Origin of the sequence: Cellulomonas sp. SLBN-39 (assembly GCF_006715865.1) — a bacterium.
Taxonomy (GTDB): domain Bacteria; phylum Actinomycetota; class Actinomycetes; order Actinomycetales; family Cellulomonadaceae; genus Cellulomonas.
The window spans coordinates 3,737,847-3,753,269 of the sequence record NZ_VFOA01000001.1; the positions used below are offsets into that span (position 1 = coordinate 3,737,847).

Sequence of the window (15,423 nt, forward strand, 5' to 3'; positions counted from 1 at the left end):
GTCGCATCTGGTCGCACCCACCAGGGCGTTCGTACGGTCGACGGGCGGCACCGGGACCAGCCCGGCCGCGACGACGCTCGGAGGCCACGGCGTGACCCTGCTCGACCTGCTCGCGATCGCTCTCGGCGTCTCGATGGACGCGGTCGCCGTGGCGCTCGCCCAGGGCATGCGCATGCGACGGCCCCGGGTGCGCGACGCCCTGCTGGTCGCCGGGCTCTTCGGGACCTTCCAGGGGCTCATGCCGCTGCTCGGGTGGGCGCTGTCGGCACGGTTCGCGCAGGCCGCGAGCGCGTTCGCGCCGTGGGTCGCGTTCGGGCTCCTGCTGGCGGTGGGCGCGCACATGGTGCACGAGGCCCGCGAGCAGGCTGCGGACGGCACGGCGGACGACGTGCGCAGCGGTGCCGCGGACGGGCCCGACGGCGGTCCCGTCGACGGTCCCACGGGCGCCCACGCCGCGGGCGGCGGCCTGGCGCTCGCCGCAGCACCGGTCGCACCCGTGCGGCCCGCGGTCCGGACGCTGCTCGTGCTCGCGGTGGCGACCTCGATCGACGCGCTCGCCGTGGGTGTGGGGCTCGGGCTCATGGAGGCGCCGGTCGCCGCGGCGACGGGACTGATGGCCGGCGTGACGGCGGTCCTCTCCGCGGGCGCAGTGCTGGCCGGGGCACGGCTCGGGGCCCGGCTGGGCCGGTGGGCGACGCTCGCGGGCGGGCTGGTGCTCATCCTCATCGGGGCGCGCATCCTGCTGGTGCACCTGCTGGGATGAGCGGCCGTCGCTAGCCTGGGCCGGTGCCCGGACCTGCGCTCGACCAGCTGATCCCCGCCGGACGGACCGCGGCCCTGGCGCCCGCGCCGGACGAGCCGGACCTCGTGGCGCTGCTGCGGCGTCCCCGCGCGCGACTCGTGCGGGCGAACATGGTCGCCAGCGTCGACGGCGCCGCGCACGGCCCCGACGACCGCTCGGGCTCGCTGGGCAGCCCGGCGGACGCGCGGGTGTTCGCGGTGCTGCGGGCCCTGGCGGACGTCGTGCTCGTCGGTGCCGGGACGGTGCGGGCCGAGGGGTACCGGGAGCTGCCCGTGGCGGCAGGGCTGCGGGACGTGCGGCGCGGGCTCGGGCTCGCGCCCGGGATCGTGCTCGCGGTCGTGACGCGGTCGGGGCGGGTGCCCGAGGAGGTGCTGACGGGGCCGGCCGACGTGCTCGTCGTGACGGGTGACGGCGGGGTGCGCGAGGCGACGGCGACGGCCGGCGCCGACCGGGTCCTGCACGTGCCGTCGGGCGAGCACGACGGGCCCGACCTGGGCGGTGCGGTGGACGCGCTGGTCGCGCGCGGGCTGCCGCACGTGCTGGCGGAGGGCGGGCCGCGCCTGCTGGGCGACCTGCTGGGCGCCGGGCTCGTCGACGAGCTGTGCCTGACCACGAGCCCCGTCGTCGTGGGCGGGTCCGCGCCCCGGGTCGTCGCGGACGGTGCGTGGCTCGTGCCGGGCCCCGCCGCGCGCCTCGCGCACCTGCTGCACGCCCCCGACGGGACGCTGCTCGCGTGCTGGGACCTCGGCGGGCACCCGTCGGCCGGTCGCACGGCGGGCTGACCTGCGCAGCGGGGCGCGACCCGCCGTAGGCTCGTCGCGTGACCGACACCATCCTCGTCCTCACCGAGGACACCCTCGCGGGCAGCGACGTCCAGCACATCCTCGACCTGCACGCCGGCGAGGACCTCGCCTACCGCGTGCTCGTCCCGGCCGACACCGACCGCCCACTCGTCCCCTGGATCGTCGACGCGCTGAGCATGGGCGAGCTGCGCGAGGCGTGGGAGCGCGCGACCGGTGGCGAGCCGTCCCGCGCGCAGGCCCGTGCCACCGCCCAGGAGCAGATCGACTCCAGCGTCGCGGCCTTCACCGCCGCCGGGCGCCCGGCGACCGGCCAGATCACCGACGACGACCCGCTGCCCGCGCTGCGCACCGCGGTCGCGGCCGGCGACGTGCGCGAGGTCGTCGTGGTGACGTACCCGCACATGGTCGAGGACACGTTCCACACCGACTGGGCGTCGCGGGCCCGTGACCAGCTCCAGGTGCCGGTGCTGCACCTGTACAGCGGCACCAGCGAGCTCGGCTGACGCACCCCCGACGTTCCCGCCCGACGCGAGGCGGACGACGCGAGGCCGGACCCCGTCCGGGGTCCGGCCTCGTCGCGTACGGACCCGTCGCGCCGGGGTCCCGTCCGTCAGTCCCGCAGGGGACGCCCCGCCCGCACGACCGTGCGGCGGGCCAGCACGTCGAGGGAGTCGACGAGCGTGCGGTCCCCGAGCAGGTCGTGCGCGGCGGCGACCACCGAGAGCTCGGTGCAGCCCAGCACGACCGCGTCCGCGCCGCGGGCCCGGAGCCGGTCCGCGACCGCGAGCAGCGCGTCGACGTCCGCCGGCAGCCCCGCCTTGACCTGGTCGTAGATCACCCGCATGACGGTGCGCTGGTCGTCCTCGTCGGGCTGGACCGTGGTGAGCCCGCGCGCCGCGGCGGCGTGCTGGTACACCTGCGCGGCGAGGGTGCCGCTCGTCGCGAGCAGCCCGACCGTGCCGGTGCCGATCCGCCGCGCGACCTCGTCGACCGTCTCGTCGACGATCGACAGCACGGGGATCCGCACCGCCGCGGCGACCTCCTGCGTGAAGTGGTGCGCGGTGTTGCACGGCACCACGACGAACTGCACGCCGAGCCCCTCGAGCCGTCGGGCGTCGGCGGCCATCACCGGGCCCGGGTCGTCCGCGGACCGCCCGAGGATGTACGCGGTCCGGTCGGGGATGGCGGCGTGCTGGAGCACGACCATGTTCACGTGGTCCTGGTCGCGCCCCGCGGCGGTGTGCCGCACGACGAGGTCGAGGAAGCACACCGTCGCGGCCGGTCCGACCCCGCCGATGACCCCGACCTCGTCGCTCACGCGCCCGCCCCCCGCCGCGGCCAGGGGTAGTACCGGCGGAACTTGCGCACCTGGTTGGCCTGCGCGGCCAGCAGGTAGGCGATGCGCCGCGGGTGCGTCTCCGCGCGGTACCACAGCGGGTTGGTCACCCGGCGCTCGCGCTCCAGGCGGCGGACCGTGGCACGCATCTGCGGGTCGGTGACGTACCGGCGCAGCAGCGGGCGCGGCAGGACCGTGTACAGGTGCGGCTCGGCCAGGTGGTCGGGCACGCCGTCGGGCATCGCGTCCAGGCCCTGCAGGTGCTCGCGCACGTACAGCTCCACGGAGTTGCGCCCGCCGGCGGTGATGTAGAAGTTCGAGCGCCCCAGGCGGGGGTTGAGCTCGAAGAACACCGTGCGCCCGTCCCGCGGGTCGTACTTGAGGTCGAAGTTCGCGAACCCGCGCCAGCCGAGGTGCTCGAGCAGGCGGGTGGCCTGCTCGACGATGCGCTGGTCGTGCCGCGTGACGATGCCCGCGGGGTTGCCCAGCGCACCGGGCGTGTGCTCCTCGACGAGGACGTCGCCGAACGCCGAGAAGCGCACCTTGCCGTCCTGGTCGCAGTAGCACGTGAGGATCCGCATGCCCGAGTCGTCGCCGGGGATGAGGTCCTGGATGACGAACGCGCCCTGGAAGCCCGACGCCCGGACCCGCTCGAGGAGCTCGGCCAGGTCGGCCGGCGAGTCGACCGTGAAGACCTTCATCTTCCCGGGGAACTCCACGAGGTGGTACGCGGCGGTGTCCGCGGCCTTCGCGATCACGGGGAACCGCAGCCCGGACGTGTCCGGCACGCCGCCGCCCTGCACGTCGTGCACGACGGTCGCGGGGTGGTCGATGCCCAGGCGCAGGCACAGCTCGCCGAACAGGACCTTGTCGGTGACCTTGTCGAACGTCGTCAGGTCGACGTACGGGATCGTGTACAGGTCCTCCAGGCGGGACCGGTTCTCCACGAGGGTGCGCACCAGCCAGTCGGCGCTGCCCAGGGCGATGAGCTGCTTGTCCGGGTACCAGGCCGCGATCGTGCGCAGCCGCTTGACCACGGTCGGGGCGTCGTCGATGCCGGGCTCGACGACGTTGCGCAGGATCCGCGAGTCCCGCACGAGTCCCGTCGCCACCGTCGAGACGACCACGGGGCGCACGCCGTACGCCTCGTGGAACGCCCGCGCGAGGGAGTAGGCACCGATGTCCCCGCCGAGGATGACGGGCTGCAGGTCCGGGGCGGGGACCTGGGCGGTGCCGTGGGTGCGCCGGCTCATGCCTCGTGCTCGGCGCGGTCGCCGGACCAGTCGGTGTGGAACGTGCCGTCGCGGTCCGTGCGGCGGTACGTGTGCGCGCCGAAGAAGTCGCGCTGCGCCTGGATGAGGTTGGCCGGCACGCGCTCGGCACGCACCCCGTCGTAGTACGCCAGCGACGAGGAGAACGCGGGCGTCGGGACGCCGTGCACCGCCGCGGCGGCCACGACCCGGCGCCACGCCGCGACACCGTCGGCCACGGCCGCGGTGAAGTACGGGTCGGCCAGCAGCAGGGGCAGCTGCGCGTCGCGCTCGTACGCCTGCGTGATCCGGTCGAGGAACTTGGCCCGGATGATGCAGCCGCCGCGCCAGATGCGCGCCATGGCGCCGCGGTCGATCGCCCAGCCGAACTCGGCCGACGCCGCCGCGATCTGGTCGAAGCCCTGGGAGTACGCCACGACCTTGGAGGCGTAGAGCGCCTTGCGGACGTCCTCGATGAACGCGCCCGGGTCGGGCACGTTCCACGCCTGGACCTCGGCCGGCAGGACGCCGCGGGCCGCCGCGCGCTGCGGCGCCGAGCCCGACAGCGCCCGGGCGAACGTCGCCTCCGCGATGCCGGTGATCGGCACGCCCAGGTCGAGGGCGTTCTGCACGGTCCAGCGGCCCGTGCCCTTCTGCTCGGCGGCGTCGGCGACGACGTCGACGAAGGCCCTGCCGGTCGCCGCGTCCACGTGCTGCAGCACGTCCGCGGTGATCTCGATGAGGAAGGACTCCAGGTCGCCGGAGTTCCACGCCGCGAAGACCTCGCCGATCTCGGCGGCCGACGCCCCGAGCCCGGCCTTGAGCAGGTCGTACGCCTCGGCGATGAGCTGCATGTCGGCGTACTCGATGCCGTTGTGCACCATCTTGACGAAGTGGCCGGCGCCGTCAGGGCCGACCCAGGTGCAGCAGGGCACGCCGTCGACCTTCGCGGAGATCGCCTCGAGGATCGGGCCCAGGCTCTCGTACGACTCGCGGGTGCCTCCGGGCATGATCGACGGGCCGTTGAGCGCGCCCTCCTCGCCGCCGGACACGCCGGTGCCCACGAAGTGCAGGCCCTTCTCGCGCAGCGCAGCCTCGCGGCGACGGGTGTCGGGGAAGTGCGCGTTGCCGGCGTCGACGACGATGTCGCCCGCCTCGAGCAGCGGGACGAGCTCGTCGATCACGGCGTCGGTGGCCGCACCGGCCTGGACCATGACGACGACCTTGCGGGGCCGCTCGAGCGCGGCCACGAAGTCGGCCATCGTCTCGGCGGGCACGAAGGTGCCCTCGTCGCCGTGGTCGGCCACGAGCGAGTGCATGCGCGCCGCCGTGCGGTTGTGCACCGCCACCGTGTAGCCGTGCCGCGCGAAGTTGCGCGCCAGGTTGCGGCCCATGACCGCCAGGCCGGTGACGCCGATCTGGGCGGTGCCCGTGGTGGTCGCGGGGACAGACATCGAGGACTCCTTGCGCCGAGGGACGGCGCGCGCGACCAGCAACGACGGACGCACGCGCGCCGGATGTGCAACGGCGACGAGACTAGTCGCCGCACCCGGGTGACGTGCGGCGTGCCGGACGTCGAGACGGCGCACGGCGTGCGTACGCTCACCGCGTGAGCCCCCCCGGACCGGAGGACGTCCCTGCCGAGTTCGTCCGCGCGCTGCGGTCGCTGCGCGGCGTGCCCGTACGACCCGAGGTCTCCTTGGAGGAGGTGACCGGACCTGCCCGGATCGCCCCGTACTCCGCGGCGCTGACCGCCGAGGTGCGCACGGCGCGACGCTCGGTGGCCGCCCAGGACCTCGCCTCGGGGCGGTTCGTCGTGCTCTACGACCCCGCCGGGCAGGAGGCCTGGGAGGGTTCCTTCCGCCTGGTCACGCTCGTACGGGCCACGCTGGAGGAGGAGGTCGGCGCGGACCCGCTGCTCGGCGAGGTCGCGTGGACGTGGTTCCTCGACGCCCTCGGCTCCGCCGGCGTCGACCCGCACGCGGCCGGCGGGACCGTGACACGCGTGCTCTCGCAGAGCTTCGGCGCCCTGGACCGCCGCGAGGAGCAGTCCGAGCTGGAGATCCGCGCGTCGTGGACCTCGTGGGACGAACGGCTGGCCCCGCACCTGACGGCGTGGACCACGCTGCTGTGCACGGCCGCGGGCCTGCCGCCGCTGCCCGAGGGCGTCGTCCCGCTCCCCCGCCGCTGACCACCACCCGCCCCTGACCTGCGAGAGGAGCCGGATGCCGGCCCCGTTCCTCAAGTCCGCGGCAGGTGGTGCCGATGGGGCAGGTGTGACCATCGAGCCTCTCCGCCGCAGCGACCCCCGCGCCCTCCCGGCTCGGCGTGCGTCGAGCGTCACGGACGTGCCGACGTCCCGTCGGGCGCCGGCCGCGCCCGTGCGCCACCCGATGTGCGTGGTCGTCACCCAGATCGCCCCCGGCGACGGCGAGGCGCTCGTCGCCACGCTGCGCCGGCGCGGTGCCGCGCGCGTCGTCGTGCTGGCCCGCCAGGCCGGCCGGGCCGAGCTGCGCGCCCTGCTCGGCGGCGGCCTGCGCGGCGGCGTGGCCAGCACCACGGAGGCGGTCGCCCCGACGCCCCCGCCCCCGCCCGCCCCGACGGTCCCGACCGCGGAGCTGTCCGCCCGCGAGCTCAGCGTGCTCACGTGCGTCGCCCAGGGCCGGACCAACAAGCTCATCGGCGAGGACCTCGGGCTGTCCGCGCTCACCGTCAAGAGCCACCTCGCCCGCATCTCCCGCAAGCTCGGCACGGGCGACCGCGCCGAGCTCGTGGCGATCGCGATCCGCACCGGCCTCATCGACTGACACCGGCCGGCACCCGCCTCTGCGCGCGCACCGGCGCGTCGGTGCACGTCACACGCGACGCGCGTGCCGGGCTGCACCGGCGCGCCCCGCACGTCGCCTACCGTTGACCCGTGGGAACCGAGGTGCCGACCGATGCGCCGGGCCCGGGCGTCGACGACCGCCCGGAGCCCGCACCCCCTGCTGTCGTCCCGCTGCTCGAGCCCGCCGACGGCGTGCCCCCCGTGGTCGACACCCCCGCGGCGCTCGCGGCGGTCGTCGAGGCCTTCGGGGCGGGCACCGGTCCCGTGGCCGTCGACGCCGAGCGCGCGTCCGGCTACCGGTACGGGCAGCGCACCTACCTCGTGCAGCTGCGCCGCGAGGACGCCGGCACCGCGCTGATCGACCCCGTCGCGCTGCCCGACCTGTCCGCGCTGTCCGACGCCCTCGTGGGCGTGGAGTGGGTGCTGCACGCCGCGTCGCAGGACCTGCCCGGGCTCGTCGAGCAGGGCATGCGGCCCAGCCGGGTGTTCGACACCGAGCTCGCCGCGCGGCTGCTGGGCATGGAGCGCGTCGGGCTCGCTGCGGTCGTCGCGGACACCCTCGGGCTGGGCCTGGCCAAGGAGCACTCCGCGGTCGACTGGTCGACCCGGCCCCTGCCGCAGGAGTGGCTGCGCTACGCGGCCCTCGACGTCGAGGTGCTCGTCGAGGTGCGCCAGGTGCTCGCCGAGCGGCTGGCCGAGCAGGGCAAGGCCGAGTGGGCGCGGCAGGAGTTCGAGGCCGTGCGCACAGCACCGGCGCCCGCGCCGCGCGTCGAGCCGTGGCGCCGGGTCTCGGGCCTGCACACGATCCGTGACCAGCGGCGCCTGGCCGTGGTGCGCGAGCTGTACGCGACGCGCGACCGCAACGCCCGCGAGCGGGACATCTCCCCGGGGCGGGTGCTGCCCGACACGGCGATCGTCGCCGCCGCGCAGGCGCTGCCGCGCACGGTGGGCCAGCTCGTGGCGCTCCCCCAGTTCGCGGGCAAGGGCACGCGTCGACGCGCCGCACTGTGGCAGCAGTCGATCGACCGGGCCGTGGCCCTGCCCGAGCAGGAGCTGCCGTCGGCACGCGGACCGGCGGGCGACGGTCCTCCCCCGCCGCGGGTGTGGGCCGACCGCGACCCGGCGGCCGCGCGGCGGCTCGCCGCGGCGCGCGAGGTCGTCACGGCGCTGTCGGTGGAGCACCACGTGCCGGTGGAGAACCTGCTGCAGCCGGACCTGCTGCGCCGGGTGTGCTGGTCGCCGCCACTGCCCGCGACCGAGGAGGCCGTGCGCGCCGCGCTCGTCGCGGGCGGGGCGCGCGCGTGGCAGGTCGAGCTGCTCGGGCACCGGGTCGCCGCGGCGTTCGTCGACGCCTGACCGCACACGTACGGCGGGTCCGGTCGCGGGGTCCTGACAAGCGGCCCGGAGCGTGGTTACTCTTGAGTAGCTTCGCGCCGCCAGGGACCTACGTCCCGTGGGCGGCGTGACCGCCGGGTGGCCCCGGCACCGGACAACGCCGTCCCAGGAGGACCCGATGACGACCTCTGCCCGCCCGCCCGCCGACGCCCGTGCGCCGGGGGCCGTCCGCCGTGTCGTGATGGTCGACGCGGTCCGCACCCCGTTCGGCCGGGCCCGCAAGGACGGCCTGTACGCCCACACGCGTGCGGACGACCTCGCCGTGAAGACCGTGCGCGAGCTGCTGCGCCGGCACCCGCAGCTGCCGCCGGAGCGTGTCGACGACGTCGCGCTCGCGGCGACCACCCAGCAGGGCGACCAGGGCCTGACGCTCGGCCGCACGGTCGCGATGCTGGCCGGGCTGCCCGCCACGGTCCCCGGGTTCGCGATCGACCGCATGTGCGCGGGCGCCATGACGGCCGTGACGACGACGGCCGCCGCGATCGGCGTGGGCGCGCAGGACGTGACGGTCGCGGGCGGCGTGGAGCACATGGGCCGGCACCCGATGGGGTTCGACGCCGAGCCGAACCCGCGGTTCCTGGCCGAGCGGCTGGTCGCGCCCGACGCGCTGAACATGGGCGTCACGGCCGAGAACCTGCACGACCGGTTCCCGGCGCTGACCCGGGCACGCGCCGACGCGTACGGGGTGCGCAGCCAGGAGCGGTACGCCCGCGCGCTGGCCGCGGGCGCGATCACCCCCGACCTCGTGCCGGTCGCGCTGCGCGACCCGGAGCGCGGCTGGGGGCTGGCCACCGCGGACGAGCCGCCGCGTCCGGGCACCACGCTGGACTCCGTCGCCGGCCTGCCCACGCCGTTCCGTCCCGGCGGGCGCGTGACGGCCGCGACCTCCGCGCCGCTGACCGACGGTGCCGCGGCGTGCGTGCTCGCCGCCGAGGACGTGGCCGCCGAGCTGGGCCTGCCGGTGCGCCTGCGGATGGTGTCGTTCGCGTACGCCGGCGTCGACCCGGACGTCATGGGCCTGGGCCCGGTGCCGGCGACGCACAAGGCGCTCGACCGGGCCGGTCTGACCATGGACGACATCGGTCTGATCGAGATCAACGAGGCGTTCGCGGTGCAGGTGCTGTCGTTCCTCGACGCGTTCGGCATCGACGACGAGGACCCGCGGGTCAACCCGTACGGCGGGGCGATCGCGGTGGGGCACCCGCTGGCGTCGTCGGGCGTCCGGCTGATGGCTCAGCTCGCCCGGCAGATGGCCGAGCGCCCCGACGTCCGCTACGGCCTGACGACGATGTGCGTGGGCCTCGGCCAGGGCGGCACCGTCGTCTGGGAGAACCCGCACTGGACCGGCACGACGACCCGCGAGGAGGACGCCCGATGAGCTCCACCGGAACGGCCCACGGGGCCGGCCCCCGCCCGGAGCGCGTGACGCACGCGCTCGTGCGCGACGTGCCCCTGCCCGACGGGCTGGGCACCCTCGCGCTCGTCACGCTCGACAACGGCCTGGACCACACCAAGCCGACGACGCTCGGCCCGCAGGGCATCGCCGGGCTCACGCACGTGCTCACGGCGCTGCAGGCACGCGCCCGGGCCGGCGAGATCGCCGCCGTCGCGGTCACCGGCAAGCCGTACTACCTCGCCGCGGGCGCCGACCTCACGCAGGTCGCGGGCGTCACCTCCCGGGAGCAGGCACTGGGGCTGGGGCGGGGCGGGCACGCCGCGTACCGGCTGCTCGGCGAGATGGGCGTGCCGACGTTCGCGTTCGTCAACGGCGTCGCGCTCGGCGGCGGCCTGGAGGTCGCGCTCAACTGCGACCACCGGACCGTCGCGGCCGACGTGCGGGCGCTGGCGCTGCCGGAGACCGGCCTGGGGCTGGTGCCCGGGTGGGGCGGGGCGTACCTCGTGCCGCGCCTGGTCGGGATCGAGCGTGCGGTGGACGTCGTCCTCGCGCGGCCGGCGGCGAACAAGCCGTTCAGCGCGCAGGAGGCCGCCGACCTTGGCCTGGTGGACGTCGTCCTGGACGCCGCGGACTTCCTCGAGGAGTCCGTGCGGTGGGCCGCCCGCGTGCTCGCGGGCGACGTGGTCGTGCCCCGCCGCCCCCTCGACGACGCGGCGACCTGGCGAGCCGTCACCGGTGCGGCCCGCGAGCGTCTCGACGCGACCCTGCACGGCTCCCGCCCGGCGCCCTACCGCGCGCTGGAGCTGATGGCCGCCGCGCGCGAGGCCGACCGGGACGCGGCGTTCGCGGCGGAGGACGAGGCGCTGGCCGACCTGATCATGAGCGACGAGATGCGCGCGAGCGTCTACGCGTTCGGGCTCGTGCAGGCCGGGCGTCGCCCCACCGGGGCCCCCGACCCCGCGCTCGCGCAGCCCGTGACGAAGGCCGGCGTGGTCGGTGCGGGGCTGATGGCCGCGCAGATCGCGGTGCTGCTGGCCCGGCGCCTGGCCGTGCCGGTCGTCATGCGCGACATCGACCCCGCCCGGGTCGAGCAGGGGCTGGCGGCCGTGCGTGCCGCGGTCGAGCGGCTGGTCACCGGTGGGCGGGTCACGTCGGACGCCGGGGCACGGCTGGTCGCGTCGATCACCGGTTCGACCGAGCTCGACGTCTTCACCGGCTGCGACCTCGTCGTCGAGGCCGTCACGGAGGTGCTCGAGCTGAAGAAGCGCGTCTTCGCCGAGCTCGAGCAGGTCGTGGCGCCCGATGCGGTGCTGGCCACGAACACCTCGGCCCTGTCGGTCACGGCGATGGCCGCCGACCTGGAGCACCCCGAGCGGGTCGTGGGCCTGCACTTCTTCAACCCCGTCGCGGCGATGCCGCTCGTCGAGGTCGTCCGCGCGACGACCACGTCGGACGCGGCCCTGGCCACGGCGTTCGCGGTCACCGACCGGCTCGGCAAGACGGCCGTGCTCGTCGCGGACCGGCCGGGCTTCGTGGTCAACCGGCTCCTCGTCCTCCTGCTCGGGGTGGTCGTCGACGCCGTCGAGCACGGCACCCCGGTCGAGGTCGCCGACCGCGCCCTGGACCCGCTGGGGCTGCCGATGCCGCCGTTCGCGCTGTTCGACCTCGTCGGCCCCGCGGTGGGGCTGCACGTGCTCACGTCGTTGCGCGCCGGGCTCGGCGAGCGGTTCCCGCGCTCGGCGGGCCTGGAGAAGCTCGTCGCCGAGGGCACGCCCGTGGTGCGCCCTGCCCCGGCCAAGGGGCTGCCGCAGCGTGTGGACCCCGCCGTGCAGACCGTGTTCGACGCGGCCCGCGACCGGTCCGCCGACGCGCCGCTCGACGAGGCGGGCGTGCTCGACGCGGTCCGCACCGCGCTGGCCGTGGAGATCGGGCACATGCTCGACGAGGGTGTCGTGACCACGCCGCAGCAGGTCGACCTGTGCATGGTCCTCGGTGCCGGCTGGGGGTTCCACCTCGGGGGCATCACGCCGTACCTCGACCGCACGGGCACGTCCGAGCGGGTGCTGGGACGCCGCCTGCTGCCCGTGGGGGTCGCGTCGGTCGCCCCGGACTGACCGGCGCGACGGCGGGCCACGTCACCCGAGATCTCGCCCGGGGCAACGCCTCAGTTTCGCGATCCTCCGGACGATGACCACGACGTGGACCGCCGTGCGCGCGGCCGCGGGAGGGCTGCACCGATGACCCGAGGACGAGCACGGTCCCGACTGCTCGGGACGGTCGGTGCAGGCACCGTCGTCGTCCTGCTGTGCCAGACCGCCGCAGCGAGCGCCTCCCCGGTCGGGGCGGCGGTGCCCGTCGGTGCCGAGACGTCCACGTACGTGGTCCAGGGCGAGGACCTCGAGAAGGTCACCGAGGTCCTCGCCGGGCTGGGCGTCACGCCGGAGGAGACCTTCGACGAGCTCGGGTCGCTGACCGTCGACCTCGCTCCCCAGCAGCTGGCGAGTCTCGAGGCCGCACCCGCGGTCGACGCGGTGTCGCCGGAGCACGTGTACTCCGTCGACGCCACGCAGACGTCGTCCACACCGTGGGGCCTCGACCGGCTCGACCAGGCCGGCCCCACGCTCGACGGGCGCTTCACCTACGACGACAAGGCCGGTCAGGGCGTGCGTGTGTACGTCGTCGACACCGGCGTCACGGGCGGCACGCAGCTCAGCGGCCGCCTGGCCGCCGGCACGAACACCACCGGCGACGCGAACGGCACCGCCGACTGCCACGGTCACGGCACCCACGTGGCCGGCATCGCCGCCGGCACGACCTTCGGCGTCGCCAAGAAGGCGACCGTCGTCCCCGTCCGGGTGCTCGGCTGCACCGGTGGCGGGACCACGTCGACGGTCATCGCGGGCCTCGACTGGATCGCGTCGACGCACCCGGCCGGGGTGCGCGGCGTCGTCAACCTGTCCCTCGGCGGCCCGCGGGACACCCCGCTCGACGCCGCTGTCGAGGCGCTGGAGGAGCAGGGGTTCGTGGTCGTGGCCGCCGCCGGCAACGAGACGGCCGATGCGTGCACGAAGTCGCCGGCCGGAGCGCCGTCGGTGCTGACGGTCGGCGCGTCCGACGAGCACGACGCCCGGGCGGACTTCTCGAACTACGGCCCCTGCCTCGACCTCTTCGCACCTGGCAACAGGATCGTGTCCACCTCGCTGGTCTACGAGTCCGGCGCCGAGCTGCGCTCCGGCACGTCCATGGCCGCGCCCCACGTCGCGGGCGTCGCCGCGCTCGCCCTGTCCCGGCACCCGTCGGCCACGCCCGCGCAGGTGGCGCAGACGCTCACCTCGTCGGCGCGGCAGGTGGTCACGGGGGCGTCGTCGACGACCCGCGGCCTGCTGTCCGCCGACGTGTCGACCCTGACGACGAGCACCCTGCCCAGCCCGACGCCCACCCCGGGGGCCGGCGCACCGGCTGCACCGGGCGGCCTCACGTTGTCCGGCGCCACCCTGACGGGGCTGACGGCCTCGTGGACGGCGAGCGCGGGCGCCACCTCCTACCGGCTGCAGAGGTCGACGAACGGCAGCACGTGGTCCGACGTCACCCTCGGCAACCCCGCGGCGACCTCGCACACGGTGGGGTCGCTCTCGTCCGGGACCGCGTACTGGTTCCGGGTCTCGGCGTCGAGCGGCGGCGGGACGAGCTCCTGGTCGTCGGCCATGAAGGGCACGACCCTCGCCAAGCCGTCCGCCCCGCAGTCCGTCCGCATCTCGTGGAAGACCCCGACGCGGACGATCGTCTCCTGGGCGCCGCCCGCGACGTCACCGGACCTCGTCACGCACTACGCCGTGCAGGTCTCGAAGGACGGGAAGTCCTGGACGACGGTCGGCATCGTGGGATCGACGACCCGCAGCCGCGACCTGACCGGCCTGGCCGCCGGCACGAAGAACTGGGTGCGCGTGGCCAGCCGCATCGGCAGCACGACCGCGACATGGTCGAGCTCCACCACGTTCACGGCCGCGCGCACCTCGACCCGCAACGAGCGGTGGTTCGAGCGCGCGCACCGTCATCTGCTCGGCAGGTCCCCCGACACCACGAACGTGACGACCTGGGGCCGGAAGGCGACGACCGCAGCGGCGCGCACCAGCATCGCGCAGATGCTCACCGCGAACGCCTCGGCCCGCGACCTCGCCGTCACCGGCTACGTCACGACCTACCTGGACCGCCGACCGACGAGCACCGAGCTGGCCGCCTGGAGGAGCAAGATCGCCGCCGGCACCTCCCTGACGGCGGTGGAGGCCCAGGTCCTCGGTTCGGCAGAGCACTACCGGCTGGCCGGCGGAACACCCGCTGCGTGGGTCGACCGTGCCTACCGTGACGCGCTGGGTCGACCGTCCACGGCCTCGGAGCGGTCCACGTGGGTGCCGGTCGCCGCGACGCCCGCCGGTCGTCAGCGCCTGGCATCAGCGCTCGCGGTCTCGAGCGAGCACCTCGGCCCGTACATCGACGGACGCTTCCGCCTCCTCCTGGGGCGACCCGCCAACGCCACCGAGCGGCAGACGTGGATCACCGACCTCAAGCGTGGGGTGCCCCGCGAGCGGCTGGACGCCCAGGTCGTGGGCGGCGGGACCTACTGGGCCAAGACGTCCTGACCGCTCCCCGGGGCGGCGCGGGGAGCGCCGACCCGGGGCGGTCAGTGCGTGGTCAGACCGCGGGCCCGGAAGACGTCACGGACTGCCTCGGTGGCCTCAGGCGTCGGGGGCTCGGTGTCCTCGAGCTCGTAGCGCAGCCCCAGCTCGGCCCACTTGTCGCGGCCCATCTGGTGGAACGGCAGGACCTCGACGCGCTCGACCGCGGGGCCGAGGGAGGCCACGTGGTCAGCCACTGCCGCGACGTTCGCCGGGTCGTCGGTCAGGCCCGGGACGAGCACGAACCGGATCCACAGGCGCGTCCCGCGGGCGGCCAGGCGGCGGGAGAACTCCAGCGTGGGGGCGAGCTCGCGCCCGGTGACGCGCCGGTAGGTCTCCGGGTCGCCGGACTTCACGTCGAGCAGCACCAGGGAGACGTCGTCGAGCGTCGCGTCGTCGAGCTGCGCGCCGAGGTAGCCGGAGGTGTCGATCGCCACCGGGACGTCCATGGTCGCGGCGCCGCGCACGAGCCGGCGCACGAACGCGGGCTGCATCAGGGGCTCGCCGCCGGAGATGGTCAGGCCACCACCGGTCGCGGTGAAGACGCCGCGGTAGCGGGCGACGCGCGCGAGGATCTCGTCGGCGGTGACGTCCGTCCCGCGGCGCATCTGCATGGTGTCGGGGTTGTGGCAGTACAGGCAGCGCAGGGGGCAGCCCGACAGGAAGACGGTGAGACGGGTGCCGGGGCCGTCGACGGCCGTCACGAGCTCCCAGGAGTGCACGGACCCCACGCGGCCCTCACGGACGGCGGCGAGGCGCTCGGAGCGTTCGGCCTCCGTGGTCTCCAGACCGGCGGTGCCGTGGCCGGCGGTGCGGGTGTGCGAGCCGCCGACCAGCGGCAGCCCCAGGGGCACGACCGGGGCTCCGGGGCGTTCGTCCGTGGCGGTCAACGTCGTCACCTGGCTCTGCGGTCGTCCTGCGCGGGTGGTGCCGGTGGTGGG

Annotated in this window: 13 protein-coding genes; 9 read left to right on the forward strand and 4 right to left on the reverse strand. The window is 75.6% G+C overall.

Annotation, left to right across the window (positions count from 1 at the left end; genetic code table 11):
- The first annotated feature begins 91 nt into the window (after positions 1-91).
- From FBY24_RS17010 to FBY24_RS17020, 3 genes are read left to right on the forward strand one after another with little or no spacing between them, the layout of a single operon-like run.
- On the forward strand, positions 92-763 hold the full coding sequence (locus FBY24_RS17010) for a manganese efflux pump MntP family protein (protein ID WP_255432461.1): 672 nt from the start codon (positions 92-94) through the stop codon (positions 761-763).
- A 23-nt stretch (positions 764-786) separates the two neighbouring features.
- Complete coding sequence (locus FBY24_RS17015; protein WP_174243509.1) at positions 787-1,584, forward strand: dihydrofolate reductase family protein; 798 nt, start codon at positions 787-789, stop codon at positions 1,582-1,584.
- Positions 1,585-1,622: 38 nt separating this feature from the next.
- Positions 1,623-2,108: a hypothetical protein gene (locus FBY24_RS17020; protein WP_142162396.1), complete on the forward strand. Its 486-nt coding sequence runs from the start codon at positions 1,623-1,625 to the stop codon at positions 2,106-2,108.
- Positions 2,109-2,215: 107 nt separating this feature from the next.
- Here FBY24_RS17020 and FBY24_RS17025 read toward each other — a convergent pair whose 3' ends face one another.
- The 3 genes from FBY24_RS17025 to gndA are packed head-to-tail and all read right to left on the reverse strand — an operon-like array spanning position 2,216 to position 5,645.
- On the reverse strand, positions 2,216-2,923 hold the full coding sequence (locus FBY24_RS17025) for an aspartate/glutamate racemase family protein (protein ID WP_174243510.1): 708 nt from the start codon (positions 2,921-2,923) through the stop codon (positions 2,216-2,218).
- Positions 2,920-4,194, reverse strand: coding sequence for a carboxylate--amine ligase (locus FBY24_RS17030; RefSeq protein WP_142162398.1), 1,275 nt, complete (start codon positions 4,192-4,194; stop codon positions 2,920-2,922). The genes FBY24_RS17025 and FBY24_RS17030 overlap by 4 nt, the downstream gene beginning before the upstream one ends.
- On the reverse strand, positions 4,191-5,645 hold the full coding sequence (gene gndA / locus FBY24_RS17035) for an NADP-dependent phosphogluconate dehydrogenase (protein ID WP_142162399.1): 1,455 nt from the start codon (positions 5,643-5,645) through the stop codon (positions 4,191-4,193). Before gndA ends, FBY24_RS17030 begins: the two co-directional genes overlap by 4 nt.
- A gap of 155 nt (positions 5,646-5,800) precedes the next feature.
- Between gndA and FBY24_RS17040 the strand changes: the two genes are divergently transcribed.
- The 6 genes from FBY24_RS17040 (at position 5,801) to FBY24_RS17065 (ending at position 14,446) form a co-directional block, all read left to right on the forward strand.
- Positions 5,801-6,382, forward strand: a complete 582-nt coding sequence (locus tag FBY24_RS17040) for a DUF3000 domain-containing protein (RefSeq protein WP_140459080.1) — start codon at positions 5,801-5,803, stop codon at positions 6,380-6,382.
- Positions 6,383-6,539: 157 nt separating this feature from the next.
- On the forward strand, positions 6,540-6,998 hold the full coding sequence (locus FBY24_RS17045; protein WP_255432462.1) for a helix-turn-helix transcriptional regulator: 459 nt from the start codon (positions 6,540-6,542) through the stop codon (positions 6,996-6,998).
- Positions 6,999-7,108: 110 nt separating this feature from the next.
- Entirely contained in the window at positions 7,109-8,374 is a 1,266-nt protein-coding gene (locus FBY24_RS17050) for an HRDC domain-containing protein (protein ID WP_370511008.1), read from the forward strand.
- A 157-nt stretch (positions 8,375-8,531) separates the two neighbouring features.
- Positions 8,532-9,791 carry a thiolase family protein gene (locus tag FBY24_RS17055; protein WP_142162401.1) on the forward strand — a complete coding sequence of 420 codons (1,260 nt, stop codon included), beginning with the start codon at positions 8,532-8,534 and terminating at the stop codon, positions 9,789-9,791.
- The gene (locus tag FBY24_RS17060; RefSeq protein ID WP_142162403.1) at positions 9,788-11,923 is read left to right on the forward strand and encodes a 3-hydroxyacyl-CoA dehydrogenase NAD-binding domain-containing protein; all 2,136 of its coding nucleotides are present in this window, start codon (positions 9,788-9,790) and stop codon (positions 11,921-11,923) included. The genes FBY24_RS17055 and FBY24_RS17060 overlap by 4 nt, the downstream gene beginning before the upstream one ends.
- A 123-nt stretch (positions 11,924-12,046) precedes the next feature.
- Positions 12,047-14,446, forward strand: a complete 2,400-nt coding sequence (locus FBY24_RS17065; RefSeq protein ID WP_142162405.1) for a S8 family serine peptidase — start codon at positions 12,047-12,049, stop codon at positions 14,444-14,446.
- Positions 14,447-14,487: 41 nt separating this feature from the next.
- Here the strand turns inward: FBY24_RS17065 and pflA are convergent, their stop codons facing one another.
- Entirely contained in the window at positions 14,488-15,372 is an 885-nt protein-coding gene (gene pflA / locus FBY24_RS17070; protein ID WP_370511009.1) for a pyruvate formate-lyase-activating protein, read from the reverse strand.
- Positions 15,373-15,423 lie beyond the last annotated feature (51 nt).